At 71.0% G+C, this 26,030-nt stretch carries 19 protein-coding genes; 5 read left to right on the top strand and 14 right to left on the bottom strand.

The features are described from left to right. Window positions 1–6 precede the first annotated feature (6 nt). Both WME82_RS17000 and WME82_RS16995 read right to left on the bottom strand, forming a co-directional pair. Window positions 7–1,902 carry a c-type cytochrome gene (locus WME82_RS17000; protein ID WP_438043672.1) on the bottom strand — a complete coding sequence of 632 codons (1,896 nt, stop codon included), beginning with the start codon at window positions 1,900–1,902 and terminating at the stop codon, window positions 7–9. A gap of 326 nt (window positions 1,903–2,228) precedes the next feature. Further along, on the bottom strand, window positions 2,229–3,401 hold the full coding sequence (locus WME82_RS16995; RefSeq protein WP_438043671.1) for a ferritin-like domain-containing protein: 1,173 nt from the start codon (window positions 3,399–3,401) through the stop codon (window positions 2,229–2,231). A gap of 163 nt (window positions 3,402–3,564) precedes the next feature. Here WME82_RS16995 and WME82_RS16990 point away from each other — a divergent pair, with 163 nt between their 5' ends. Together WME82_RS16990 and WME82_RS16985 are read left to right on the top strand one after the other, a co-directional pair. Further along, window positions 3,565–5,370, top strand: coding sequence for a hypothetical protein (locus WME82_RS16990; protein ID WP_438043670.1), 1,806 nt, complete (start codon window positions 3,565–3,567; stop codon window positions 5,368–5,370). Next, window positions 5,367–7,586 carry a hypothetical protein gene (locus WME82_RS16985; protein WP_438043669.1) on the top strand — a complete coding sequence of 740 codons (2,220 nt, stop codon included), beginning with the start codon at window positions 5,367–5,369 and terminating at the stop codon, window positions 7,584–7,586. The genes WME82_RS16990 and WME82_RS16985 overlap by 4 nt, the downstream gene beginning before the upstream one ends. 57 nt (window positions 7,587–7,643) lie before the next feature. Here the strand turns inward: WME82_RS16985 and WME82_RS16980 are convergent, their stop codons facing one another. From WME82_RS16980 to WME82_RS16970, 3 genes are all read right to left on the bottom strand, one after another. After that, entirely contained in the window at window positions 7,644–8,219 is a 576-nt protein-coding gene (locus WME82_RS16980) for a c-type cytochrome (protein WP_437746508.1), read from the bottom strand. Window positions 8,220–8,308: 89 nt separating this feature from the next. After that, the gene (locus tag WME82_RS16975; protein WP_438043668.1) at window positions 8,309–9,268 is read right to left on the bottom strand and encodes a TauD/TfdA dioxygenase family protein; all 960 of its coding nucleotides are present in this window, start codon (window positions 9,266–9,268) and stop codon (window positions 8,309–8,311) included. A gap of 83 nt (window positions 9,269–9,351) precedes the next feature. Next, window positions 9,352–9,759 (bottom strand): hypothetical protein, encoded by a 408-nt coding sequence (locus WME82_RS16970; protein WP_438043667.1) that lies wholly within the window; start codon window positions 9,757–9,759, stop codon window positions 9,352–9,354. A gap of 617 nt (window positions 9,760–10,376) precedes the next feature. Between WME82_RS16970 and WME82_RS16965 the strand changes: the two genes are divergently transcribed. Continuing rightward, on the top strand, window positions 10,377–11,576 hold the full coding sequence (locus WME82_RS16965) for a hypothetical protein (protein WP_438043666.1): 1,200 nt from the start codon (window positions 10,377–10,379) through the stop codon (window positions 11,574–11,576). Between the two features lie 526 nt (window positions 11,577–12,102). Here the strand turns inward: WME82_RS16965 and WME82_RS16960 are convergent. The 5 genes from WME82_RS16960 to WME82_RS16940 all read right to left on the bottom strand — a co-directional run bounded on the left by WME82_RS16960 (window position 12,103) and on the right by WME82_RS16940 (window position 19,544). Then, entirely contained in the window at window positions 12,103–13,572 is a 1,470-nt protein-coding gene (locus WME82_RS16960) for a hypothetical protein (RefSeq protein ID WP_438043665.1), read from the bottom strand. A gap of 394 nt (window positions 13,573–13,966) precedes the next feature. Beyond that, window positions 13,967–15,922 (bottom strand): rhamnogalacturonan lyase, encoded by a 1,956-nt coding sequence (locus WME82_RS16955; RefSeq protein ID WP_438043664.1) that lies wholly within the window; start codon window positions 15,920–15,922, stop codon window positions 13,967–13,969. Window positions 15,923–16,488: 566 nt separating this feature from the next. Continuing rightward, window positions 16,489–16,824, bottom strand: a complete 336-nt coding sequence (locus tag WME82_RS16950; protein ID WP_437872374.1) for a 4Fe-4S binding protein — start codon at window positions 16,822–16,824, stop codon at window positions 16,489–16,491. Further along, entirely contained in the window at window positions 16,821–18,482 is a 1,662-nt protein-coding gene (locus tag WME82_RS16945) for an FAD-dependent oxidoreductase (protein ID WP_438043663.1), read from the bottom strand. The genes WME82_RS16950 and WME82_RS16945 overlap by 4 nt, the downstream gene beginning before the upstream one ends. 231 nt (window positions 18,483–18,713) lie before the next feature. After that, window positions 18,714–19,544 (bottom strand): NADPH-dependent oxidoreductase, encoded by an 831-nt coding sequence (locus WME82_RS16940; protein WP_438043662.1) that lies wholly within the window; start codon window positions 19,542–19,544, stop codon window positions 18,714–18,716. Window positions 19,545–19,924: 380 nt separating this feature from the next. Between WME82_RS16940 and WME82_RS16935 the strand changes: the two genes are divergently transcribed. Together WME82_RS16935 and WME82_RS16930 are read left to right on the top strand one after the other, a co-directional pair. Then, window positions 19,925–20,572 (top strand): alpha/beta hydrolase, encoded by a 648-nt coding sequence (locus tag WME82_RS16935; protein ID WP_438043661.1) that lies wholly within the window; start codon window positions 19,925–19,927, stop codon window positions 20,570–20,572. 97 nt (window positions 20,573–20,669) lie between these two features. Further along, on the top strand, window positions 20,670–21,041 hold the full coding sequence (locus WME82_RS16930) for a RidA family protein (protein ID WP_438043660.1): 372 nt from the start codon (window positions 20,670–20,672) through the stop codon (window positions 21,039–21,041). A 27-nt stretch (window positions 21,042–21,068) separates the two neighbouring features. Here WME82_RS16930 and aroA read toward each other — a convergent pair whose 3' ends face one another. The 4 genes from aroA to WME82_RS16910 form a co-directional block, all read right to left on the bottom strand. After that, window positions 21,069–22,367, bottom strand: coding sequence for a 3-phosphoshikimate 1-carboxyvinyltransferase (aroA, locus tag WME82_RS16925; protein ID WP_438043659.1), 1,299 nt, complete (start codon window positions 22,365–22,367; stop codon window positions 21,069–21,071). 107 nt (window positions 22,368–22,474) lie between these two features. Further along, window positions 22,475–23,890: a glycosyl hydrolase family 8 gene (locus WME82_RS16920; RefSeq protein ID WP_438043658.1), complete on the bottom strand. Its 1,416-nt coding sequence runs from the start codon at window positions 23,888–23,890 to the stop codon at window positions 22,475–22,477. 246 nt (window positions 23,891–24,136) lie between these two features. Continuing rightward, complete coding sequence (locus WME82_RS16915; RefSeq protein WP_438043657.1) at window positions 24,137–25,051, bottom strand: isoaspartyl peptidase/L-asparaginase; 915 nt, start codon at window positions 25,049–25,051, stop codon at window positions 24,137–24,139. A 53-nt stretch (window positions 25,052–25,104) separates the two neighbouring features. Beyond that, window positions 25,105–25,689, bottom strand: coding sequence for a hypothetical protein (locus tag WME82_RS16910; RefSeq protein WP_438043656.1), 585 nt, complete (start codon window positions 25,687–25,689; stop codon window positions 25,105–25,107). Between the last annotated feature and the right edge of the window lie 341 nt (window positions 25,690–26,030).

Genomic DNA, 26,030 nt, shown 5'->3' with positions numbered 1-26,030 from the left:
CTCGGGTCAGAGCGTCTCGAGGTACGCGACGAGATCGTCGATCTGGGCCGGCGTGAGCGCCGAGGTGACGCCGTGTCGATCCCCTCCGCCGCACGGGCCGAAGCGGTCGTGGAGCGTCGCAGCGCAGCCATCGTGCATGTACGGGGCGCGCGCCGCGAGCCCGCGCAACGAGGGCACCTGGAAGGGCTTGCCTGTGCCTACGTCGCTCGTCCTGTTGTTCGTGAGCGTCTCGCCGGAATGGCACCTCGCGCACGCCAGGGTCGGGTCGTTGAAGAGCGCCTCGCCGCGCGCGACGGCGCCCTCGTCCGCCGGTTTCGACCGGGGCAGGGCCTCGATCGTGTCGAGCCACGCCGCGAACGCCTTGATGTGCGAGACGCCCCGAATCAAACCGCCCATCCGCTTGTCAAAGACTTCCGTCATGAAGTCGTCGAAGCTCACCAGGTCACCATCCCAGTGCAGCGGCGCCGTCGCGAGGACGCCGCCCGCGAGGGATTGCGTGCGGCGCGGTCCGATGGGCTCGAAGTTCCATACCCGGCCATCTTCATGCCCCTCCGGGTGGCAGGACGCGCAGGTGACGTAGCGGCCTCCACCGCCGTCGCCATGGAAGAGGGCATGGGCATCGTCGAGCCGGCTCTCACCGGGAAGATCGACCGCGCCGAGCTCCTCGCCGTCGAGGGCCGCGAGGCGCAGGAGGCTCGGCGGCTCCCGTACCTGCACGAGCACGTTTCTCTCTCCGTCATAGCCGACGGCGATGGGCTCTTTCCTGACGGCGACAATGAGGAGGCGCTGGTCAGGGGCGAGCGAGCAAATGTCGACCCCGTCGTTCCGCTCGAGGGACTCGAGCGGCGCCTCGATGACATAGCGGCTGCCCGCCTGTAAGATCGCCGCGCTGAGCCCATCCGGTGACACCGCGATGTCGACCGGGAGCACCCCGATCCCGATGCCGCCACCACCATGCCTGGACAGCGCCGGGTTCGACGGATGGGCCTCGCCGGGCAGCGGTCGCATGAGGGTCATCGCGGTATGGAGCAACCTCTGGTTGCAATTCTTCGAGTAGTAGAGGCCGGCTTCCGCGCCCCCCATGTTGCTGGCGAGGCTGACGGGGCTGACGAGACTGCGCTGGTGCACCATGGCCACGCCGCCCCCGGGCAGCGGGACCGTCCTCCACGCCACCCCCGGCTCGTACTCACGCGCGTCGTCCTCGCGGTCGTAGAGCTCGCCCGGGATGTACGCCGGCGGCCTGATGCGCTCGGCCACGGTCCCGTCCTTCGCGATCACCAGGAGCTCGGCGGACCGGAAGCGGCTCACGAGGAGCGAGTCCCCCTCGACGATCACGTCGCGCAGATCGCGGTCGAGGCGGAGCTCGCGGACCGGCGGGGCCGTGACATCCGAGGAGAGCGTCACGAGCTCGCCTCCCGCGCACGCCACGTGGAGCAGGTCTGTCGAAGCGTCGTACGCGAGCCCGCGGGGCGCGGGGCAAACGGGCCTGCGGTGCATCTCCTTGGTCGCGAGATCGATCGTGACCACCGCGCCCCCGCGGCGGAGCGCCACATGAACGGAGCCAGCCGCCCCTTCGGCCACGCGCCCGGGCTCGTCGTCCTTCTCCAGAGGGAGGATGGCGTCCACCTCGAACGTGCCGAGGTCGACGATGGAGATCCTGTCGCGGTCCGGATCCGCCGCAATGGCAAGCGCCTTGTCGGCGGTCACGAGGAGCGTCCCGCCGCTGATCGGGGGGGGCGGCACCGCGGAGATCTTGGGGGGCGGATAGTACGTCTCGGATTCCGTGAAGCCTGGGGTCTCGTAGTACGGGAGTTCGTTCCAGCCGTCGAGCACCTTGCACCCGGCGATAGCCGTGATCATGGCGACGAGCGAGGTGAGCCCCGCTCTGGATAGAGCTTTCATTGCGCCTCCTGCGACCGGCGCGGCTGTGCAAGAAGGCTGCCGGGTTCGTGGGTCGAACCTCTGACGACACCACCTCTCCTCGAAATGAGCGAGATCGCTGCGGGCGTGCCGAGTTCAGGGGGCGCATCCATGCAGCAGGATCCGCGGTCGCCGCCCAGGGCACAGACTTCCGGCTGCCGGAATCGTGCTGGAAGACGCAAAATGTATACGCTGAAAAGGCCAGGTGTTGCCGCCGTTCCACACGCGGCGTTCAGGCTGGCGCCTCGTCCTTCATGGCAGTTAGGGAGCTTATCGCGTGGACAAGGCGACCGGAAGGGCCCCTCCCCTCAAGCCATCATCGCGCTCTGGGCCGCTCCATCCGGGCGCCCCGCCAGGAGCAACCTCGACGCCGGCCGCACGATCTCCTCGATCGCGCGCGCGGCCGCCTCGCCGCGCGCCGCGGCGCCGAACCGCCCGTGCGCCGCGAGCTGCGCACCGCCTGCGCTGTCGCCTCCCTCGAGCTCCGCGCGCCCGAGCCCCGCGAACACCTCTTCCACCGCCGCCCGCACCCGCTCGCCGCCCGCGCGGATCGCCCACGCCACCGTGCCCCACGCGAGCTCCGCGTGCCGCGCCTCGTCCGCGGCGATGATCGCGAGCGCGCTCTGCACCGCCGGGTCCTCCGCTGCGCCGAGCTCCTCGGCCGCGACAACCGCCGCGATGGTCTCGCCGATGCAGCCTTCCTTCGCCGCGCGCGCCGCGATCGACGCGAGATCTGCCTCGACCTCCACCCGCCCGTCGAAGGGAAACGCGCCCGGCGCGATCGCCTCGCCCGCATAGGCGCTCGCGAGGGCGAAGCAGAGGCGCGCGTGGCGGGCCTCGTCGAGCGCCGCGCGGTGCGCCTCCTCCACGAGATCGGCCGGCGCGCCCGCGGCGAGCAGCTCGAGCGCGAAGCGGCCGAACGAGGCAACGGACGCGTGCTCGAAGAGCGCGTCGCGCGTCCACGCCGCAGCCAGCGCCGCCCGCAGATCCGCGCTGAGATGATCGATCCGCGGCGCGACGGCCTCCGCCGCGCCCCACCCGGCGCTGCCGCGGGCGCGGACGAACGGCGCTGTCCGCGCCGCCTCCTCGACGAGGTACGGGCGCCCCTCGCACATCGGGATGAAGTACGTTTGATAGCAGCACTGGCCGTCCTGCAAGGCTCCATCGCTCTTGACGCTGTGCGATCCGACGCCGGTCTGATTGAGGATTTCCTGCGCTTCCGACCGCGAGGGGCACGCGACAGGCTCGCTCCCGCCGGCACCTCCGCCCCCCCCGGCTCCCCCCTCGCCGCCAGCATCTCCGAGGCCGTCAGCATCGTCCTGCGGCCACGCGAAGCAGGCCACCTTGGAGACGGGCTCGGGATCCTCGGGACAGCTGCTATAGGTAGTGGTGCAGCCGGCCGCGCCCGCAGCAGCGGGGAGCGCGAGCAGCGCGAAGAGGCGATGGGCAAGCGTGTGTCGGAAGGTATGTGCGGTGATCATCGGGGACCTCGTTGATGAAGAGCAGGGCTCGACGCGCCTGCACGACGCATGCCTCCGCGAATTCAGGCCCAGCTCGAGCCCTCCGCGCCGGCAGAGTATGGTCGGACGGTCATGGGGGGCGCGCAGCTTTACGCCCTCTCGCGGATAGGGCACGTCCCCTTCCATGGAGGAGCCCCGAACACCGACCGACGCGCAGCCCCCCGCCCCCGAGGCCGAACCGCCGGAGTCGCTCGAGGCGCTCGTGCCGAAGCGCAGGCTCTGGCCGGTCTTCGCGGTGCTCGGCCTCGTGATCGCGGCGGCGGGCCTCCTCGCCTTCCGCTCGATGACGGCGACCGATCCGCTGCGCATCCTCGTGGCCATCGATCTCGACGGGTACTGGTGGGAGGGGTCGCAGCCCGCGGCGAGGCTGGCCGACGAGCTCGGCGAGCACCTCGCGGAGCTCGGGTTCGATCCCGTGAAGGGCGGCGATCCGAAGGTGATGAAGGCGCTGGAGAGCGCCAAGGACCCGAAGGAGGCCGCGAAGGCGCTCGGCGCCGGCTTCATCATCGAGGCGCGCCTCGCGCCCGAGATCGTGGAGCACCCGATCAAGGAGGGTTACTTCGAGCTCCGGGTCGACGCGCCGGTGACGCTCACGTTCCTCGACGAGGGCACATCGACCGAGGGGCGGATCCGCGGCTACTCCGGGGCGACGAAGAAGGACCGCGCGATGGCGCTGCTCGCGAACTCGATGGCCTCCCAGGCGCTCGACGCGGTGATCGCGCAGCTCATGGACCACCCCTCGGTGCGCGAGATCACGGAGGGATCGGACATCAAGCTGCTGGAGCGGCTGGCGTCGGCGCGCAGGTTCGTGAAGGACCGCGCCGCGAACCTCGAGCGGGCCGCCGGCGCGTACGCCGCCCGCGCGAAGGAGATCGAGGACGAGGAGCAGGGGCGCGTGACCTTCCTGTCGCCCCAGGCGGCGGAGGACCTGCTCGTGGGCACGGCCGAGGGCGGCTATTTCGTCAAGACGGCCGATGTCTCGGTGTTCCACTCGGTGAGGTCCAGGGACCTCGCCCGCAGCGAGGCGCTGGAGACGGTCGAGTGGCGGCCGCTCGATCGGCCGGCCGTCCCGACGACGGATCCTGGCGCGGTCAAGCCGATGTGGAGGGGGTATCACGTGTACTCGTATCCGTCGTCGCAGCGTGACGGCGACCGGGTCGCGCTGGTGGAGGACTTCGTCGGCTGGGCGAAGACGATCACGGTCGTCGACCGATCCGGGCAGAGCAAGCGCGTGCGCGTCGACCCGGAGCACCGCTTCGTCGACCCGAAGCTCGCCCCCGGCGGCAGGTTCGTGGCGGTCTACGATCGCCCGGAGGCGGACGCGCAGGCCGATCTGATGGTGCTCGACACCGACGGCGGCAAGGAGGTGTTCGGCCTCCACACCGAGAATGAGTCGCTCGGCGGGTTCGCGTGGCTCGACGAGACGAGGCTCGCGTTCGTCTACGTGCCCGACGCGTCGGAGGGCGACGCGCCGCACCTCGCGGTGGTCGACGTGGGCAAGCAGCCGCTGTCGATCGAGCGCCCGTTCCGCGCGAAGCCCGGGGAGGATCTGCGCAACCCGGCGGCGTCGAGCGACGGGACGAAGATCGTGTGCGTCGTCGACGGCGCCGAGCCGGGGATCGCGGTCATCGACACGGCGACGTGGCGCCGGAAGGTGTACGCGGCCCCGGGCGGGGCTTCGTGGCCCGCGTTCTCGCCCGACGCCGCGCGCGTCGCGTTCGAGACGCGGGGCGCGGGCGGTACGGACATCGCGGTGCTGGCGCTCTCCACCGGCGAGATCAAGAAGCTGACGGCGGGCTCCGCGACGGAGCGGGTGCCGCGGTTCTCCGCCGATGGGAAGCGCGTGCTGTTCGAGGTGCGGTACCGCGACCCGGTGTTCCCGCAGAAGCGGTCGATCTCGCGCATCGCGAGCGCGGCGGTCGAGCCGTGAGCGCGCCCCTCCTCCCTCCGCAGCACGACGCCAGCGCCCCGCAGAACGCCGCCGCCCCGCCGCCGGACGCCGCCGCTCCTCCCGGCGAGGAGAGCGCCGCGACAGCGATGTTCTACCGCATGTCGGCCGAGCGCCTCCGCGCGCGCTGCCTGTGGAGCGGCCTCGCGCTCGCGCTGTCGGCGCTGGTGCCGTACGAGGTCGCCTACGGCCACGGGATCTTCGTGTGGAGCGTGCTCCCCGAGCTCGCGCCCGCCGCCCAGGTCGCCGCGCTCGCGCCTGCGATCGCCGGCCTGTGGCTGCTCTTCCTCGGCGCGCGCACCGAGCGGCGCGCGGGCCTGCTCGTCGAGCGGCCGACGTCGCGCGCCATCGCCGTGCTCGCCGCGTTCGTGGCCGTGAACGTCGCCGTGTGGATCGGCCGCCGGAGCTCGGCGTGGGACATGCTGCCGCTGCCGGACAGCCTGGTGACGCGGCCGGCCCCGTTCCTCGCGGTCTTCGCGTTCACCGCGGCGGGCGTGGTGCTGCGCTTCCACGCGCGGACGCGCAGGGGCGGCAGCGCGCTGCTCATCGCGTCGCTCGCCGCGGCGCTCGTCTTCTACTTCTGGCCGTCCCGCGGCGAGATCCCCGCGCAGACGATCGCGCGCGCGGCCGTGCTCGTCGCGACGCTGCCCGACGCCCGCTTCCAGCTCGGCTACGGCATGGTGCTGCTCTTCGTGCTCGGCCCGCTCGCGATCGCCCTGCTGGGCCTCGCGTACGCGCGCAGCGTGCCCCGGCGCGAGCACCCGGGCCTCGCGATCGCGGCCGTGTGGGCCATGCCCGGCCTCATGCTGCTCTTCGTGTACCGCGCGTTCCTCTCGGGCGGCTGGGGCGTCGAGGCGGGCACCGTCGCCTTCTTCGCGCTCCTGCTCGCCGCGGTCGTGGCGGCGCTCGCCTCCGCGATCGAGGTGCTCGCGCTCGGCGTGATGGTGCCCGAAGCCGAGCTGGAGCCAGGCATCGGGGCCAGCGCGGGCGGCGCCCGGCCGATCGTGGCGGCAGGCGCGGCCGCGGCCTCGGTCGCCGCGCTGCTGGGCGCGCTGCTCGTGCTCGGCCGCCCCGCGCCGAAGGGCGTCGACTGGAGGCTCGGCGCGCCCACGGCCGAATGGGACCGGGTGTACGGCGAGCTCTTGCCGAGCTGGGAGCGCGCGCGCATCGCCCGCGACGCGCACGCGCGCAGCGGACGCGCGCAGGGCACGGGCGCGGAGGCGCAGGTGCTGACCAGGGCGCGCAGCCGCGAGATGCTCGCGGTCGCCAGGGCGCAGCCCGACGGCGAGGAGGTCGCCGCGGCGCTCGCGACGCTGGCCGCTCAGGTGGACGATCTCGAGCTCTCCGGCCGCGCGTTCGGCCGGCTCGTCGCCGAGGCCAACGACGCAGCGCGACGCGCCGGGCTCGGGTACTACCTCGACGCGGCCGTCAATCTCAGCGTCTCGGCCGACGGCGCCACGCGGCGCTTCTACACCACGCCTTACCGGGTCAGGGAGGTCCACGCCTACCGCGTCGGCGACGACCGCTTCGCGACGCTCCTCGTGGAGCCGATGACGGGCGAGCGCCGTGTCCACCTCGGCTTCTCGCGCGACCAGGATCCCTTCGCGCTCGTCCTCGGCTCCGAGGTCCGGTCCTATGCCGAGCGGTTCGATCAGGAGGGCGCGACGTGCCACGCGGCGGCGGACGGCGCTCACGCCGGCGCCCTCGCGCGCTGCGACGCCGCGCTGGCGAAGCTGCGCGAGCGCCTGGGCTCCACGCTCGAGCGGGCCGTGCTCGCCGGCACCGAGCGGCACGAGCTCCAGCACCAGATCGACGGCCCTCACCTGCCCCTCCCGCCCGCGGTGACCGAGCTGCTCGCCGGCTTCTCCGACGAGGCGCAGGACCGCGTGAGCCGCGAGCTCTCCGCGTACATCGCCGAGATGACGGCCGGCGACGCGCCGCCGCAGCTCACGCTCGTGCACCTGTTCCCCTTCGGCGTCGTCGCGCGCGGCGGCGCCGAGCACCGGGTGGCCACGCTCGTCCTCGAGACGCTCTCCGGGAAGAAGCTGCGCTTCGGCGCGCGGGAGGTCGATCCCGAGACGTACGCGCAGGCCTTCGAGGAGCAGGTCAGCCGCGGCGACGACGACCTGCGCGAGGCCGCGCGGCGGGGCTACCGCGAGCACTTCGGGGTGGATCTGCAGGAGCCCGTGCGGGAGTGACCGCCCCTCTCGCCTGGAAGCGCCGCCGCGGCAGCCGGCCCCGCTCGCCTGTGCGCCTCAGGGCAGGACGCGCGTCCCCCGCGCCGCCGACAGCGCCGCGCCGCCGGCCCACGGCTCCATCCGGTCTCCCAGCGAGGCGCGCACCTTCGCGACCTCGTCCCGCGTGATGGCGGGCGCGCTGTTCCCCCAGCTCGACCGGACATAGGTGAGCACCAGCGCGACGTCCTCGTCCGACAGCGTGACGCCGAGGTTGGGCATCACATCGTTGTAGAGCGCGCCGTTCACCTCCATCGGGCCGGCGGCGCCGAGCAGCGTGATCCGGATCGGCGTCTCCTTGTCCTCGAGCAGCCATGAGGAGCCGGTGAGGGGCGGATAGCGGCCCGGCTTCCCCTCCCCCCTGGCCTGGTGACAGTTGGCGCACGAGCGATAATAGATCTTGCCGCCCTGCGCGAGGTCCTCGTCCGGGACGCCGGAGGCCGCCACGCCGCCCGTCGGCGTCCGGGCGTCCAGCTTCCGGAGGACCATCCACGGCAGCGCGAGCACGCCGAAGGCCACGATCAGCATGATCACCACGACGTGCGCCGTGCTCTGCGCTCCGTCTCGAGCGTCGTCGCGCTTGCTTGTTGGACCCACGGGGTGCTCCTCCGCCGCAGGTGAAGCGCACACGTCCGCGGCCGTCAAGGATCCCCTGACGCCCGCGGACGCGCCTCGGCTCGGCGCGACTACGCGGTCGCCGTGGCCACGGCGATCCCGGCGCTCTCGCTCCTCGCGGCGGCGGCGCGCGGCGCCTTCTTGCGGGTGACGCTGCGCCGGCCGTCGATGCTGACGGGCGCGTCGCCGTCCACCGTCACGCGGCGCACCACGCGGACCTGATCGCCGTAGTCGTTGATCGCGTAATGCTGCGTGGCGCGGTTGTCCCAGACCGCCACGTCGCCCGCGGCCCAGCGCCACCGGACGGTGTTCTCGAGGCGCGTGACGTGCTCCTGGAGCACCTGGAAGAGGTGCGTCGAGTCGTGGGACGAAACGCCGAGCAGCCGCTTGACGAAGTGGCCGAGCACGAGCGACCGCTCCCCGGTCTCCGGGTGGACGCGCACGACGGGGTGCTCGGTTTCGTACACGGTCGACGTGAACACCTCCTGATAGCGCCGCACGTCGTCCGCCGACGAGCTCGGCTTCCGCGCCTGGTAGTCGTACTCGTTGCTGTGGACCGCCCACAGCGTGTCCGCGAGCGCGCGCAGCGCGGGCGGCAGATCCTGGTACGCGGCGACCGTGTTGGCCCAGACGGTGTCGCCACCGTACGCCGGGATCACGAGCGCCCGGAGGATCGAGGCCCTCGGGTAGGCGTCCACGAACGTGACGTCGGTGTGCCAGGAGTTCGCGCGCCCGCCCTCCCGCGAGTCGAGCTCATGGATGGTTTCGGTGCCATTGACCACGGGCACCGTCGGGTGCGCGACGGGCTTGGCGCCGAACAGCGTGGTGAGCGCCTCCTGCGAGCCGTCGTCGAGGTGGTGCTGGCCCCTGAAGAAGATGACCTTGTATCGCAGCCAGGCTTTCCGGATCTCGCTCACGGTGGTGGCGTCGAGATCGCCGCTGAGGCGCACGCCGCGCACCTCCGCGCCGATCCGGCCAGCGACGGGGACGATCTCGATGACGTTGTTGCTCTGGTTCTGTGTAGCGCTCATGCGGAATTCTCCTCGTGGCAGAGAAAGCGAAAAGGGTGCTGGAATGACGTCGCGGCGCGGTGGTCGGCCATCGACCTGTCGGCTCAGTGCGACGCCGGTTTGTGTGCGATGGCGAAGAGGCGCTTCCCCTCGAGCCGGATGCCCTCGGGCGTCCGGAAGGCCTCGAGCTCGCGCTGGATGTCCTCGATGGCCTGGCTGCGCAGCGACTCGGGCAGGTGGCCGAGGAAGTTGCCGAACGAGCTCGCCTGGGAGAAGGCGATGGCGGCGCGCCCGTCCGGCTGATGGTGCACCTTCCCGGTCGGCCCGACGAGGCCGGCCACGTGCTCTGCGAGAAGCCCGGTGCCGCTGCCGACGTCGAGCACGTGATCGCCGGGGCGGACGCCGAGCTCGGCGATCAGCCGCTTTCCATGGCGGAACTGCCGATCGGCGCTGCGCACCTCGTAGTCCTGCGCGAGCTGGGGCGTATCGAAGACGAGACTGAGACCACTCATGCGACGGCTCCGTGAAAAGGTTGTTCTCGGGCGCGCTCGGCGGGGTGACGGCCCGGGCGGCGCGCCGCAGCGGGCCCGGGCGGCGCGCCGCCGCGCCCTCCGTGCCGGGTCGCTGCTCCGACGCGCGTCGTCGTCGGCGGCGGCATATCGCACGCGCCGTGCCAGGCATTTCCACGCGTTTCGGCCGGACTTCGCGCGCCAGGTGCTGCGTCACGAGCACGCGGTCAGCAGCGCCTGCTGCCGAGGCCGCACCGCGCCCGCCGCGACCGCGCGAGCATGGCGCCGGAGCGGCGCAAGAGCGCGGCGGACAGGCCATGCGAGTGTCCGAGCCCTGAACGACCCGGCGCTGGACGCGCGGTGTACAGCAAGAGTGGACCATTCGATAGGTTCGCCTTTTCAGAGGGCGCCCTGCCCTCATCGGGCTCTGTCGGCTCCACCGCTTCTGTCCGGCCGATCGTCGATTGATCGACGTTCACATCCCTGTGAACGCAGACGACCGGTGACCGGATGAAGCGCGCGGCGCGGGCGCGATGCGCGATGCGGCATGGCGAAGGCGTGACTCCACGCTCCCAAGCGCTCCTCTCCTGTGGCAGACTGCGCGCATGCTTTTTCATGTCGTGAGGAACGGTTCACTCGTCGGCGCGCTGCTGCTCGCGGCGGGATGCAGCTCGGGCGGCGGGCAGGCGCAGCCCGAGGGCGAAGGGGGGTCGGGCGCCACGGTGGGCAGCGGCGGATCGGGCGCGCAAACGAGCGGCGCAGGCGGCGCAGGCGGCGCAGGCGGCGCTGGTGGCGCCGGGGGCGCGAGCTGCGCGGAGTTCGCGATGCCCACCGACGTGGACTGCGCTGCGCCGCTCGACGGCGTGCTGCCGGTGGACCTGCGCTGTACGGGGCTCTACGGGAACTTCGATCAGCGCGAGCTCGCGTGCGGTGTGCTCGAGTACAAGCCTGCCGTGGAGCTCTGGAGCGACGGCGCCGCGAAGCGGCGCTTCGTGTCGATTCCGAAAGGGCAGCAGGTGGACACGAGCAATCCGGACGCGTTCATCTACCCCGAGGGGACGCAGTTCTGGAAGGAGTTCAGCGTGACGGGCGCGGGCGGCGCGCAGCGCCTCGCGGAGACTCGCCTCCTGCGCAAGACGGCCGCCGGCTGGGTCTACACGAGCTATGTGTGGTCCGAGGACGAGAAGCAGGCGATCCAGATGCAGAACGACTTCGGCGTGACCGATCTCTACGGCACTGGCCACACGGTGCCGAACCGCGATCAGTGCAAGGAGTGCCACGTCGGACGCGTCGATTACGTCCTCGGCTGGGACGCGCTGATGCTCGGCTCTGGCGCCCAGGGGATCTCGGCCGAGACGCTGGTCGAGCTCGGCGTGATCGCGGACGCGAGCCATCTCGCCCTCACGATTCCTGGCAACGAGGTGGAGCGCCAGGCGCTCGGCTACCTGCACGCCAACTGCGGCGTGAGCTGTCACAACGACCTGCCCGAGGCGGCGGCCCACGATACGGGCCTGTACCTGCGGCTCGAGGCGAGCGAGCTCGGCGAAGTGATGGCCACGGACGCCGCCCGGACGGCCATCAACAAGCGCCCCGCGGAAAACGCGAAGTACGAGGGCCTCACGAACCCCGACCCGGCCAACTGGTACGACATCCGGCCGGGGGACCCGTCGCGCAGCTTGCTTGTCGCCCGCCAGGTGCTCCGCGGCTTCGAAGGGCAGATGCCGCGCATCGGGACGCACAAGGTCGACGAGACGGGCGTGGAGGTGGTCTCGCGCTGGATCCAGGAGATGAAGGAGACCTACCCGCCACCTGGACCCTAGTACGGCCTCGCCCAGGTCCGTCTCCGGTTGCGTGCAAGGTAGTGCCGAGCTGCCCGGCCCCGTGGAGGGCGCCTCATCGGCGTTAACCAAGCTCGTTCGGTCACGCTCAGGGCACGAAGCCCGCCCCCCTCCACCCTCGGTCACCGGCGTGAACGTTTACGTAAACGTAAACGTAAACGTAAACGTTTACGTGGTCGTGGTCGTGGTCGTGGTCGTCGACGATAAGCCGTGAACGACCACGACCACGACCACGACCACGACCACGACCACGACCACGACTACGACCACGACCACGTAAACGTTTACGTTAGGATGTAGGAGAACGCGGCGCGAAGCGTGGTTAACGCCTATGCCACGGGGCGAGCAACGGGAACGATGTGCGGGATGCCAGGAGGGAGGCGGAGCGCCCTGGGCACTTCTGACGCCTGAGGGTGCGTGGCGGAGGGCGCTGATGGCGCCCCCCCGAGCCCCGAATGTCGTGAGGCCGGCAGCTCAGATTCTCGCCGACCTCAAGCGTTCGCCAGGATCAGGTCGGTCCCGGGGCGCCGTCCGCGATCCATTTACGCAAGATCTCGAGCTGCGCCGGGCTGACCGTCGGCCCCCCCGTGCTGGGCGGCATCACGCCCGAGATGCACTGCGCCGTGGAGGACTGCTGGCAACCCGCGCCTTCCGCCTTGCCGGCGGCCTTGAGGTAGAGCCAGCTGTGGTCGGGGTCGCCCGGGACGACGAGCTTGAACTGGCCGCCGCCGCGGGAGGCCACGTTGACCAGACCGTCGACGATCTCCTTGGAGCTGAGGCGGCCACCGAGCGACAGCCCCGCGTTGGGGCCCGACTCGGCGTGGCAGCCGCTGCACAGGTTCGTCGCGCTCTCGAAGATGGGCCGCACCTTCTCGTGGAAGTATCCGGACTCCACCGGCAAAGGCGCATTGGGATCCCTGACATCTTCAGGGTCCAGGTTCTCCTTGATGATCTTGATCTCGGTATCCATCTCGCGGCACTGCGCGACGAGATCGTCCTTCAGCTTCTGATCGGTCGGCAACATCCCCTTGGCGCGCCGGTACTTCTCCCACACGTTGTCGATCCAGCCGTGGAGCTTCCAGAACATGTAGTTGTCGATGTTCGCGTTGGTGTTGTTCACACCGTGCGTCGTGTTGCCCGGCCGCGCCCACTTGGCGTGCAGCACGAAGTGGAGACCCACCCACGGCATGTTGGTCGCCCCCGCCAGCTTCTGCCCCACGTTGCACTGAAGCCAGAAGCCGAGCTCGCCTTCGTCCTTGAACCTCGCGAGGTTCTCGGGCTTGTCGATCTCATCGCCGATTTTCCCGGCTTCGAGGGCGGCCGCGTCCCAGTTCTTCCACGCGGAGCGCCACTGGGACGGCACATCTTCCGCCTTGGTCGGGAACTTGGTGAAGCCCGTGAACTGCTCTTTATGATTGGGCCAGAGCTGCTGCAGCGCCTGGATCATGTGGCGGTGGAACACGAGGAACTGATAGCCGTCGCCGGCGCTCTGACAGTTCTGATCCTGCGGGACCAGCTGCTTGAATTTGCAGATGCCCACCTTGCTCCCGGCGCCCCCGAAGTTGCAGGCGCGGATCGCGTGCCACTCGACGTGAGCGTCCTGCCACCTGTTTTCATACATCCAGTCCAGGACCTGGGGCTGCACCGTCGTATCGACGATGTCCGGACTGTTGTTGCCGGGCGGAAAGAACTCCGCCGGGCCGTCCTTCATGTTGGGATCCGAGTCGCTCGGGTGGGGCATGTACCCGCTCACGCAGTGGTCGTACGCAGGATGGTCGTCCGGACCGCCGCCGACACCGGCACCTCCGGTGCCTGCGCCCGAGCCCGAATCCGCGCCCGTGCTCGCCTGCGAGCCCGCACCGGTGCCCGTGCCCGCGCCCGCGCCCGAGCCTGAGTTCACGCTCGATTGCGAGCCCGCGCCGCCCGTCCCGCCCGTCGCGTCGGGTCCTCCCGCGCCGCCCTCCGACGCGCCGCTCAACGAGTTGCCATCGTCACCGGCGCACGCGCTGAGCAACAACGCAGCCAGCGCGGCGAGCGTGGCCAGGCCCCGCCGGGATGTACGGAGGTCGGTTGCAGAACCCTGGTGCAGGTCGATAAATCGCATGTCGCTCTCTCAGGCTCTCAGGCCGTTAGGCTCAGTCCGTCAGGCGCAACCCGCCTCACCTCGGGCAGGTAACACCACTCTACCAGCGCCACGCGAACTTCGTCAACGGTGTTAACGAATGTACTGTACTCGTGTATTTATAAACCTTGTGAACGCTCACAGGCAGGCTGTGCAGTGAGGGCGGCCGATTCGACGCGTGGCGACTCGGTAGCCAGGCCATCGGCTTCAGATATCGAGTCGAACGAGGCGACTCGCTAGCGCCGGTGTCTCAGCGGACGTGGATATCGGGCTTCGGCGCCGCAGCCATCCCCTCCCCGATATGGAAGCTCGGGTGAGGCGGCTGGTTGTAGGCGCCGTTTTGCCACGAGATGGCAACGCGGTACTGCGGATCGTGCATCAAGGTGTAGATCCGGTTCGTCGCGACCTGGTTCGTGGTGAAGATGCGGATGGAATCGCCGCAGCGGAAGATCACCTCTTCACGCCAGTCGCCCAGGATATCGGCGCTGAGCGTCGGCGAGCTCTTCGTGCCGTTGTTCGAGGTACACCCCGCGGCCGTGAAGTTCCCCCCTTGGCCGTCGGCCTGGCGGATGCCGTTGCCGTCGAGGAGCTCCCGGCTCAGGTCCGCGTCCCACCAGATGAGGAAGTTGCTCGACGCAGGGCGGCTCCCGACGCCATCGCCGTCCGAGCCGCGCAGCAGCTCGCTGTTGTTGACCCACGCCTCGCTGCCGGGGCTGCGCGGGTCGACGTCCGCAGCGACACCGCGGCCAGGGCCCTCCTCGCCGCCGTTGCCTGGCCCCTTCCATATGACCTCGCACGTGCGGGCGTCGCGCATGGCGTAGGCGGGCGACTCGCTGCCCTCGTACGGCTGGAACACCTCGAGGCCAGGGCGCGACGGGATGTGATCCGTGACGTGCAGCGCGTCGCCGTGAGCGTAGTAGTCCACCGCGCATAGGCCCGTGCCGTCGTTGTCGAACGTGGCGCCGCCGTTGATGATCTCCTGCTGCGGGTCGTCATCCACGTTCGCGACGCTGATGGAGTGGCAGCCCTTGCCGCCGAACGCCTCGTTGGCGCGGCTCGAGCTGGAGTCGAACGTCCACAGGTTCGAGAGCGCGCCGTCGCGGTAGTTCCAGGCCGAGAGCGTCGTGCGCGCGTAGTAGCCGCGCCCGAACACAACGCTCGGGCGCCCCGTGTCGTCGAGGAACGAGATGGTGCCGACGAAGCGGTCGACGCGGTTGCCGTAACACTCGTTGTTGCCCCAGCTGCACGGGTCGCTGCGGCCGACCTTGAACTCGGTCGTTGCGAGCTCTGCGCCGGTGTCGCCGGCGAACACGGTGAGGTACTCCGGACCGGTGAGGATATAGCCGTCGTTGTTGCGGTAATCCCTGGAATCGTCATCGCCGGCCGCCGGCCCCTTGCTCAGGTACTCGCCCCTGCCATCGCGCGTCCCCGGCGCCGTCTTGACGGCCACCTCCGCCTTCCCGTCGCCGTCGAGATCGTACACGAGGAACGGCGAGTAGTGCGCTCCGGCCCGGATGTTCACGCCGAGATCGATGCGCCAGAGCCGCTTGCCGTCGAGCGAGTAAGCGTCGAGGTAGGTCTTGCCGGTGCGGCCGGCCTTCGAGTTGTCCTGGAGGTTCGACGGATCCCACTTGAGGATGATCTCGTAACGCCCGTCGCCGTCCACGTCTCCCACGCTGCCATCGCCGCTCGAGTACGTGTAGCCGTCCCCTGCGGGCGGCGGTGTCGTCGGGATGGACAGGGCTCCATCCTTCCACACGGGCGCGGACTCCGACTCGCCTTGCTCGACGCCGCCGATGACGGGGCGCACGGTGTAGACCGAGCTCGGAGAGCCGTCGCGGTCCACGAGGTTCGTGGAGTCCGAGAGCGGCGCGGCGTTGACCTTGGCGCCGTCGCGGTAGACGTTGAACGCGATGTCGTCGGGGTCGTAGCCGAACAGGCGAAAGCCCACGTACGTGCCGCCGTCCGTGGGCACGGCCACGACACCGCGGTCGAGGTCTTCCATCTGCGCGAACCCCGTCGGCCCGCCGGCGCCCGCGCCGCCGCCCGAGCCGCCGCTGCCGGTCGCGGCGCTTGTCGCAGCGCCGCCGCTGCCGGACGCAGCGCTGGTGCCCGCGCCGCTGCCGCTGCCGCTGCCGCTACCGCTGGACGCCGCGCCGGTCGCGCCGCCGCCCGTCCCGGCGCCCTCTCCGCCGGCGCCGTCCAAGCCGGTTCCGGGTTCACCGCTCGATCCGCATGCCAGGTGAGCGGCGGCGAGCGAAAAGCAAATCAAGAAAATAGGTCGTCTCATGCATACCTCGCGCGGCCCCTCATCGTCCGGTCGGCGCCTCGCCTCCCGGCCGTGAGCGGAATGGTGGCCTCGTTTCTCACCCAGGTTGTGAGAGCAGGACGAAGTCAGTCACAAGAATTGCACGGGACGCACGATTTCTCGGGCATTGAAAATTTACCGCTCCGCACCTGAGGACAACGGGCTCGACTGGCCCGAGCCCCTTCAGGGCAGCAGGTGCTCGCGCTCGAACGGCTCGCCGCGAGACCTGTCGTGGCGGGGATGGGGATGGCGCTGCTGCCGTGAAGGCGCGCGGAGACGCTCGCGACGCTTCTGCACGGTTTCCGCCCCCCTCTGCACCATCCAGAGCAGAGCGGCAGCAGAGCGGCGGTCGCCCACACAGGAGACGGGCCCAGATCGGCGTTTTCGGCGCGCAAGCGCACTCCTGTGCGCTGAGCACCGAAAACACCGAGGTGGGCCCGTATCCGAAGCGGGCGACCGCCGCTCTAGGTCTGCCGAGCGACCGTGAGGACGCGGAACGTCTGGTCGGCGGCGGCGCCCGGCTTGCGCCGGGTGCCCCACCCCACCGCGGCCCGGTAGCTCCCGAGCAGCCCGGACGCCTCGAGCCGTTCCTCGTCCACGGCGACCGGCCGCTCCGCCTCCGGGGCCACGTAGAGCGCGTCCACCGGGCAGTAGGCCTCGCACATGAAGCACGTCTGGCAGTCGCCCTGCCGGGCGATGACCGGCGCGCCGCCCGGGACGCGCTCGAACACGTCGGTGGGGCAGACCTCGACGCATAGATCGCACCCGATGCACCGGGCATCGCTGACGAGCTCGATCATGGCGCCTGCGCCTCCGCCGCGGCCGCGCCGATCGACGCCGGCGCGGCGGACTCGGGGCGCACCCACACGTGGTCCAGACCGCCGGTGATCAGCCGCCGCTGCTGCGCCGGATCGAGCCCGGGATGGTCCGTGTGTTTGTGCATGCCGCGCGTCTCGGTGCGCGCGCGCGCCGCGTTGAACATCCAGCGCGCGGTGGCCACCATCGCGGCGCTCTCCCGCGCCCGCACGGCCCCGCGCACCGCCGCCTCGGGCGAGGCCTGCCGCACCTCCCGCCACAGCCCATCGAGCCTGTCGAGCGAGGCCGCGAGCCCCCGCGCGGTGCGGAAGAGGTTCTTGTCGTACGGGAACACCTCGTCTTGCACCGACCGGATCACCCCCTCCGCGTCGAGCGGCCTCGTCCCGCCCGCCGCCGGGAGCGCGGCGCGGCCGGCCCCCTCGACGACCCGCCGCCCGGCGCGCGGGCCGACGCTGCGCGCGAACAGGGCTGCTCCCTCGCCGGCCCACTGGCCCGAGGAGATGGCCCACGCGGCGTTGTGGCTGCCGCCGCCCGTGAATCCGCCGCAGATGAGCTCTCGTGTCGCGGCGTCTCCGGCGGCGTAGAGCCCCGGCGCCGATGTGGCGCAGCCGTGACTGGTGATGCGGATCCCGCCCGTGCCGCGCACGGTGCCCTCGAGCCGCAGCGTGACGGGGAACCGCTGCCGGAAGGGATCGATGCCGGCGCGATCGAAGGGAAGGAAGAAGTTCGGCTGGGCCGTGCGCATCCACGCCTGGAGCGCCTCGTCGGCCTTGTCGAGCAGGGCGTAGACCGGCTGCGTGAGGAGGGTCTCCGCGATCACGGACCGGCCGCGCTGCGAGCCGGCCCCCTCGATGACGCGCCCGTCCTCGTAATAGAACGTCGCCCAGTTGTAGAAGAGGGTCTTGGTGACCGACGCGAAGGCCGGGGCGATCGCGTAGGCGTTGGAGAACTCCATCCCTGACATGTCGGCGCCCGCCTCGGCGGCCATCAGCCCTCCGTCGCCGGTGAGGACGTTGGTGCCGAGCGCCTTGCTCAGGAAGGCGCAGCCGCCGGTGGCGATGACCACGGCCCCGGCCCTCACCACCCACCTGTGCCCGAGCTGCCGGCAGATGCCGGCCGCCCCGGCGACCACGCCGCTCGCGTCGACGAGGAGCTCGATCGCGGGGCTGTGATCGAGGATGCGGACGCCCGCGAGCTTCACCCGCTTGCGCATGAGGCGCATGTACTCGGGGCCTTGCAGGCTGCGGCGGACGGGCTGCCCGCTGTCGTCGACAGGAAACGGATAACCCCAGGTCGCGAGGTCGTTCACGCTGGCCCACGTCTTGTCGAGCACGCGGTCCATCCAGCCGCGGTCCGCCAGGAAGCCGCCCAGCCCCTCTCGGCTGGCCTTGGCCGCCTCGCGCATCTCGGGGACCGGGGGCACGTACCACACGCCGACCCCCGAAGGCGCCGTGGCGCCGCTGCTGCCGCAATACCCCTTGTCCGCGAGCACGACGCGCGCGCCCTTCGCCGCCGCGGCGAGCGCGGCCCAGGTCCCGGCGGGCCCGCCGCCCAGCACCAGGACGTCGGCCTCCAGCGCCAGCGTGTCGCTCCCGTCGAGGACGCGTCCGACCTCGCCCTCAGGCTCCAGTTCCTCGCTCATGATGGGAAGGCCCCCTTGTTCAGGCCAGCTGCCTTGTCCGCCCCTCTTCACTTCACTGCGATTGCAGCCGACATGCCATGGCCCGTTTCCCTGCGTCGATCCGGCGGGCGGTGCCGTCGTTGCTGGCGAGGCACCAGGGCCTGCTGCCCCGGTGCTGCTCCGGGCGCACCTCCGCGGGCCCCGCGCGCGCGCCTCCGCGGCCGCGCGTGCGCCTCGACCCCTGGGCCGCGGCTACTGCAGCCGGAAACCCATCGCCAGGAGCGCCGCGCGCAGCCGGTCGCGCCCGCGCAGCGCCTGGGCCGACTCGACACGCGCGGCCGAGTGGCGGCTCCAGCTCCCCTGCACGCCCATGCGCTCCTTCGCGTAGAAGCGCTCCATGAGCTGGTCGTAGGCGTCGAGCGCGCCCGCGCTTCGCTCGAACGCGCCGTACTGCTCGCGGTGCAGGACGACCTCTTGCGGGAGCCGCGGCTTGATGCTCGCCGGGGTGGCCGGGTCGGGCCAGCCCACGCACAGGCCGAACGTCGCGAACACCTGGGGCGGCAGGCTGAGCTCGGCCGCGACCGCTTCGGGGTGGTTCCGCAGCGCGCCGATATAGACCGTGCCGAGGCCGAGCGACTCGGCCGCGACGAGCGCGTTCTGCGCGGCGAGCGCCGCGTCGACCACCGCCATGACGAACATCTCGAGGTAATCGAGCCCCTCGTGCCCCACGCCGCGGTGCTTCGCGAGCTCGCCGAGCCGCCGCAGATCGGCGAGCCAGACCAGAAACAGCCCGCACTCGCGGACGTACGCCTGGCCGCCGGCGAGCTCCGAGAGGCGCCGCCGCCGCTCGGCGTCCTGCACCGAGAGCACGCTCCAGAGCTGCAGGTTCGACGAGCTCGGCGCCGACTGCGCCGCGGCCACGAGCAGCTCGAGCGTGCCCTCCGGGAGCGGCTTCGGCGCGTAACGCCGCACCGAGCGATGCCCGAGCAGCGCCTCGATCACCTCGTTCCACTGCGCGAAGCGGGGCGCCGGTCCCTCGCTGCCGTACCGCTCGCCGAAATACCCCAAGCCGCGATCACTCATCGGTCTACTCCTTGCCATCCTTGCAATCGATCGTCTCTCGCAGCGCGGGACGTACTCCCCTGCCACGATGCCAGGTCGTTCCTTGCGCGCCTCGGTGCCGCGAGCGCACGGCGCGACGATCCCGGGGAGCCGTGCCGGCCTGGCCGACATCCGTTATAACGGACGAATCATCCGCCAGAAAGAACAAAACCGCTGTGTTCGCCGGGTGAGAGGAAACCCGTGCGGGCGCGGGACCGCTTGCGGTGAGCCGATCGTGGCCCAACGCCAGATTCATGAAAGTTTCCACTATAGCTATATACGGACTCGGCCTCGCGGCGCTGGCGACGGGGTGTGGCAAGGAGGAACGTGCGCTCGCGGAGGAGCGCCCGGCACACCCCGCCATGGTCGAGCGGCAGCCCGTCGAGCCGCCGCTCGTCGCGACCGAGGTGCCCGTGCCTGGCGATCTGCCGGCGTTCGTCGTCACCGGGCCTCTCGGCGCGTGTCCGCGGATGGTGTTCCTTCACGGCATGTGCGGGCATGGGCTGGGCTACGTGCAAGCTTTCGCGAGAGCGGCGCGGGAGCACGGCGGTGTGCTCGGGCTCCAGGGCAACGTGCCCTGCGGCGCCGGCGGGGTGTTCAGCAAGTACTCGCCCGACGCCGAGGAGCAGGACGGCCGCATCCGGAGCGCGCTGGCGGCGTGCGGCGGCGAGGCGGAGGACCTCGTGGTCATCGGTTACTCGCAGGGTGCCTATATCGCGGAGCGGCTCGCGGAGCGGTGGCCGGAGAGGTACTCGCGGCTGGTGCTGCTCGGCGCGCCCACGACGCCCTCGGCCGCGCGCCTCCGGGACATCCGGGGAGCGGTGATGATCAGCGGCGAGCTCGACGCCACGTACCGCATGAAGGAGGGCGCGAGCGGGCTCCTCGCCGCGAAGATACCGGCGGTCTACCGGGAGATGCCCGGCGCGCACCACGGAGAGCTGCCGGACGCCGAGCGGGTGATGGACGAGGCGCTCGACTGGCTCGACGAGAACGCGCGGCCCCGCCTATGACCGGGGGCCCGGCGCGCGTGTGTTATGGATCTCGCGCAGAGGGTCGAGCGCGCGCCCTCCGAGGCGCCGCGGGGCGTGGCAGGCAAGGAGAGCAGCCGTGGAGCGAAAGAACTATCCTGCGCTGGGTGATCCGGCGGGTCCGTACGTTCATGCCGTCGAGCACAACGGCCTTCTGTTCCTTTCAGGGCTGACGGCCTTCGGCTCGCCCGCTCAGAAGGGCAGTGTGTCCGAGCAGGCAGAGGCGATCTTCTCCCAGATCGCGAGCATCGCGCGCGCCGAAGGGGTCGGCCTGGACGCGATAGCCAAGGTGACGATCTTCGTCACGAGCCTCGACGAGCTCGTGGCGCTGAGAGAGACCCTGTTTCGAATCTACGGCGCCGCGCTGCCGGCGAGCTCTCTGGTCCGTGTCGCCGGGCTCTTCTCCCCTGATCTGAAGATCGAGGTGGAGGCCGTGCTCGCCCTCTCTTGAGCGCCTGTCCGGCGGCGCGGGCCGGGATCACACCGCGGGCGCCGCGCCTGCCGCGCGGGAGCACCCCTCGACGTCCTCCCAGAACGTCGGGTACGTCTTCGCGACGCAGGCCGGATCCTCGATGGTGATCCCCGGCCGGCACAGCCCCAGGATCGCGAAGCTCATCGCCATGCGGTGGTCGCTGTAGCTGCGCACGAGCGCGGGCGTCAGCGGCCGAGGCTCGATACGGAGCCAGTCGTCGCCGTGGGTCACCTCCTGGCCCAGGCGGCGGAGCTCCGCGACCGTGGCAGCGAGGCGGTCCGTCTCCTTGATCCGGATGTTCGCCACGTTCCGGATCGTCGTCGGCCCCTCGAGGAGCGGAGCGATCGCGGCCAGCGTCATCACGGTGTCCGAGATGTGGTGCATGTCGACGTCGATGCCGCGCAGGCGCCCGTCGCTGCGCACGGTGGTGGCATCGGCCTGCCGGCTCACGCGCGCGCCTGCCTGCTCCAGGAGCTCGACGAACCGGTAGTCTCCCTGCAACGCCCCCTCGGAAAGTCCGGGCACGGTGATGGCGCCGCCCGCGGCCGCGGCGAGCGCGAACGGATAGCTCGCGGACGACGCGTCGGGCTCGATCGGGTACGCCCTCGGGCGGTACCCCGCGGCGGGATGGACCGTGAACCCGCCCGCGGCCTCGTCGATGCGACCGCCGAAATCCGCGACCATGCGCCGCGTGATCTCGACGTAGGGGCGACTTACCAGCTCGCCGGCCACGCGCAGGTCGATGGCGGCGTCGGCGAAGGGGCCTGCCATCATCACCGCCGAGAAGTACTGGCTGGAGCGATCGCCGCGCATCGTCAGCGTGCCGCCCTTCAGCCGGCCGCCCCGGATCCGGAGCGGCGGGCACCCGGTCGCGCACTCCACGTCCGCCCCGAGCTGCCTCAGGCCGTCGACCAGATCGGCGATCGGCCGCTTGGCCATGTGCTCGTCGCCGACCAGCACCACCTCGCCCGGCACGAGGCACGCGAGCGCCGCGAGGAACCGCACCGTGGTGCCGCTGTTCCCGATGAACAGCTCGCGCCCCGGCGCGCGCAGCCGGCGCCGCCCTCCCTTCACCACCAGCGTGTGCGACCCGGCGTCCTCGATCCCGATCCCCAGCGCTTCCAGGGCGGACCGCATGTGCCGCGTGTCGTCGCTATGGAGCACCCCCTCCAGCGTGCTCTCACCGTCGGCGAGCGCAGCCAGCACGAGCGCGCGGTTCGTGATGCTCTTCGAGCCAGGGACCCGCCAGATCCGATCCGGCGGCGAGGACAGCGGGGTGATGGGCAGTGGACCGGCAGGGATCATGGGGGCGGCGGACTATAGCGGGGCGCATCTTCGTGCGCCACGGGCTCATCGCGCCGCGCGACGGAGCCCGGATCACACGAATCTGCGCGGCGCCGCGCCGCCGCGCCTCACTGCGGCGCGTACGCCTGGAACTGACCGCCCACGTGCAGCAGCGCCATGAAGTACAGCATGCCGTCGTAGTAGCGGTACTGCCCGCTCGGGGGATCGAGGTCCCAGAGCGCCTGGACGAAATCGGCGGACCGCGGGCCTTTGGCCGCCAGGCTGGCGGCCGCGTTCATGGCGACGAGCCCCGAGGAGTGGTCGGCGCTCAGCGCCTCCCCGTCGAGGGAGAACTGGTTCCCGTACTCCGCTCCTTGCGCCTCGAAGAACGCCTGGATCCGATCGCTGAGCTCCTGCTGGCGCTCATCCTTCGCCCACCACGCCCAGTCGACGGACCAGTTCATCGCGGTGCGCCACGCGTCGAAGCGGAAGTCCACGGACTCGGGCTTCCACGACGCCGCCTTGGGCGTGCCGTCGAAATTCGCGTAATCGGGCGTGAGCCCCGTCTCCGGGTGGGCCGCGAGGTGGAAGTAGCCGCGGCTCACCTCGGCCGCCTCGCTCCAGAAGGCGCGGTCCGCCTCCGGACCGTACTTGGCCCAGATCTCGTAGAAGGCCGGCAGGTGATACGACGGATCGGTGTGGTCCCCGTTGGTCTCGAAGTTCCCCGTGTCCGGCGTGAAGCGGATCTGGTGGTTCTCGGTGTTGAAGAGCGTCGACCCGGTCGTCGTGCGCGTCTCCCCGTTCCCGAAGGACTCCCCGGTGATCTCCGGTCGGTTCTTCATCAGGTCGAGCAAGCGATCCGCTTCCGCCCGGTAATTGTAGATGCCCTCACCATTGCCCCAGCGCCCTGACGCGAAATAGAGCGCCGTCGCGAAGTACTCCTCGCCGTCCGGCGCCGGCATCTCGTCCAGCGGGGTGCCGTCGAAGTTCATCTGCCACGAGAAATACCCGTACGCCGGGTGCGTCTCGTCGGCGTGGAACATGTAGGTCTTCGCCCAGTTCCAGAGCGCGTTGAACTCCGCCTGATGGTCTGTCTGGACGGCGATCATCATGCCGTAGCTCATGCCCTCCGAGCGCACGTCCTCGCTCGCGATGTCGCGGATCTGCGCGAGCGGGCCGTTGTCGTTCTCCTCCTGCGCGAAATAGACGGCCTCTTCGGCCGGATCACCCTTGAAGAGATGGTCCCAGGCGGCCGCGATCTTGGCATTCACCTCGTCCTGCGTGCGCCCGTTCTCGACGAAGAGGTTGCGGTACTCCCCCGTATCGACAGCCCCGCTCCCGCCAGGCGTCGACGCGCCGCCCCCGCCGTCGCCGCCCCCGCCCCCGCTCCCGCCTCCTCCATCGGCAGAGCCGCCGGTCCCCCCTGCTCCGCCCGTGCCCGAGGACACGCTCCCTGCACCGCCGGAGCCACCGTCGTCATCCCCGCACGCGACGGCCGCCAAGAGCAGACCCACCGAGAGAAACCGCAGCGAATTCCGATTCATAAGATAGACCTCCTGTGACGAAGCCCAGCGTGATCCCCGTGGATCGGGCACCGTTCAGGCCGCCTCGCCGTGCATGACACGCCATGATCCGACGCGCGCAACAGCGCCGCGGCTTGGTTGCGAACACCCCAGCTCAGGACGAACGCGGTTTGACAGTGATGCTCACGACCGCACACGCGAGAGCGCCCGGGGCGTCACGCGACGAACAGTGACCATGGAATAATCTGGGCTCTCTGTAAAGACAATTCACACACCGCTTTCCTCGCCCCAATCACCGACCGCTGCCCACGACATGGTCGCGGTCGATCGCGCCAGCCCGAACCTCCCAGTCCGATCGAGCGCGATGACGCCCCCGGTGATGTCGAGGCGCTCCGCCAGGTGCGCGATGATCCCGCTCGCCGCGTCGACCGCGCCGATGCCCGCGCGCATCCGCTCCACGGCCGAGTGCGCCACGGCGAGCCGGATCATCCCCTCGCCGTGGCCGGTCGTCGACACGGCCCCGGCCTCGTCGTCGGCGTACGTCCCTGCCCCGATGAGGGGCGAGTCCCCCACCCGCCCGACCCGCTTGTTGACCGTGCCGCCCGTGCTCGTCGCCGCGGCGGTGAGCCCGCCCTCGTCGAGCGCCACCGCGCCGACCGTGTTGCCCGCCCAGGAGGTCGCGCGGATGCCTTGCTGGGCCGCCGCGAGCGCCTCCCGGGCCGCCTCCGTGACGAGCGCCGCCTCGCCCACGGGCGTGAACCCCTTCATCCGCGCGAACCGCGCGGCGCCGTGCGCGGCGTACAGCACGTGCCGGCCGTCCTCCAGCGCCGCGCGCGCGATCGCGATCGGCTCGGCGAACTCCGAGAGCGCGCAGACCGCGCCGGCCCTGAGCCCGCGGCCCTCCATGATCGACGCGTCGAGCTCGATGTGGCCTTCCTCGTTCAGGACCGCGCCCGTGCCCGCGTTGAAGAGCGGATCGTCCTCGAGGACGCGCACCGCGCGCTCGACCGCGTCGAGCGCGCTCCCTCCCTCGGAGAGCACGCGCGCTCCCTCGCGCGCCGCGCGGAGGCACCCCGCCGCATGCAGCGGCCGCCGCTCCGGAGCGACGTTGCCCGCGCCGCCGTGGACCAGGACGGTGCGCCGCCCGCCGCGCCCGCCCAGAGAATGGATGACGTGCTTCACGATCGTGGCACCCTACCGCGGCGCGCGCCCGGAGGTCCACGCCCAGCCGACGCTCACTCGGGCGGGAGCGCGCTCCGCTTGGCCTTGAGATCGTAGGCCATGCCGCACGGCAGCGCCGCGACCACCGGCGCGACGCTGAGCTCTCCGGCGACGAGGTCCTCGCACCGAGACCCCGCCGTGGGCACGAACTCGAAGGACATCGTCGCCTTGAACCCCGCGACGTCATCCCCTCTGCCGCCGAGCTGCCCGAGCGCCCGGTCGCGGCGCTCGACGGAGCACGGCGGCCCCGGCGGCGCGTCGCCCGCGCGCATGTCCACCACCACGCGCCCGTCGATCGAGAAGCTCACCTCGTCGTCGTCGATGACGCCTGCGATCACGCTGGCGCCGTTGTTCCAGTACAGGGCGCCGTCGCCGCGCGCGAGCTCGACGTCGAACTCCCACAGGCGCTTCGCGCCGAGCGCCCCCTCCCCGCACGTGTTCGCCGTCTGTGTCCCCACCACGTGGAACGCGCCGAGCGCGGTCCCCCGCTCCGGCGCCTCCCGATCCCCGAAGGCGTCGGCGCACGCTGGAAGCAGGGGCAACGCCGGCAGCAGCGCGAGCAGCAGCATCCGCATCGAGCCCGCGTACCAGACGGGCACGGCGCAGGACAAAAAAGCGCTCCCGGGCAATGGAAATAAAAACGGGTCGGGTGCTTCACTCGCACCCGACCCGTCCCGTGGGCCTCTACCGGAGGCCTTCTGGACCCCGCTTGATCCCGCCTGTGCGGCGCCCCCCCTGTCCCATCGCGACGAGCGTTCAGCCCCGAAGCGCCGGTGAGAATCGTTGCCGGAAGACCTGAGTCTTCCTCGATTCCCTCTCTGCCGGCCTCGCGGAGGTCGCGATGGCAGTCAACAGGTTATCGAGCGCCGGACCTGGCCGAGCGCGGTAGCGTTTTGCAAGGCCCCGATGACCCTGCGTCCACGCTCCACGAGGGTCAGCC

Source organism: Sorangium sp. So ce128 (assembly GCF_051525245.1).
GTDB lineage: Bacteria > Myxococcota_A > Polyangia > Polyangiales > Polyangiaceae > Sorangium > Sorangium cellulosum_B.
This window is presented reverse-complemented; position numbering and strand designations above follow the sequence as displayed.

Coding starts and splice junctions, on each gene's coding strand:
- WME82_RS17000 (WP_438043672.1), bottom strand. CDS start 1,902: ATGAAAGCTCTATCCAGAGCGGGGCTCACCTCGCTCGTCGCCATGATC.
- WME82_RS16995 (WP_438043671.1), bottom strand. CDS start 3,401: ATGATCACCGCACATACCTTCCGACACACGCTTGCCCATCGCCTCTTC.
- WME82_RS16990 (WP_438043670.1), top strand. CDS start 3,565: ATGGAGGAGCCCCGAACACCGACCGACGCGCAGCCCCCCGCCCCCGAG.
- WME82_RS16975 (WP_438043668.1), bottom strand. CDS start 9,268: ATGAGCGCTACACAGAACCAGAGCAACAACGTCATCGAGATCGTCCCC.
- WME82_RS16970 (WP_438043667.1), bottom strand. CDS start 9,759: ATGAGTGGTCTCAGTCTCGTCTTCGATACGCCCCAGCTCGCGCAGGAC.
- WME82_RS16950 (WP_437872374.1), bottom strand. CDS start 16,824: ATGATCGAGCTCGTCAGCGATGCCCGGTGCATCGGGTGCGATCTATGC.
- WME82_RS16945 (WP_438043663.1), bottom strand. CDS start 18,482: ATGAGCGAGGAACTGGAGCCTGAGGGCGAGGTCGGACGCGTCCTCGAC.
- WME82_RS16940 (WP_438043662.1), bottom strand. CDS start 19,544: ATGAGTGATCGCGGCTTGGGGTATTTCGGCGAGCGGTACGGCAGCGAG.
- WME82_RS16935 (WP_438043661.1), top strand. CDS start 19,925: ATGGTCGAGCGGCAGCCCGTCGAGCCGCCGCTCGTCGCGACCGAGGTG.
- aroA (WP_438043659.1), bottom strand. CDS start 22,367: ATGATCCCTGCCGGTCCACTGCCCATCACCCCGCTGTCCTCGCCGCCG.
- WME82_RS16920 (WP_438043658.1), bottom strand. CDS start 23,890: ATGAATCGGAATTCGCTGCGGTTTCTCTCGGTGGGTCTGCTCTTGGCG.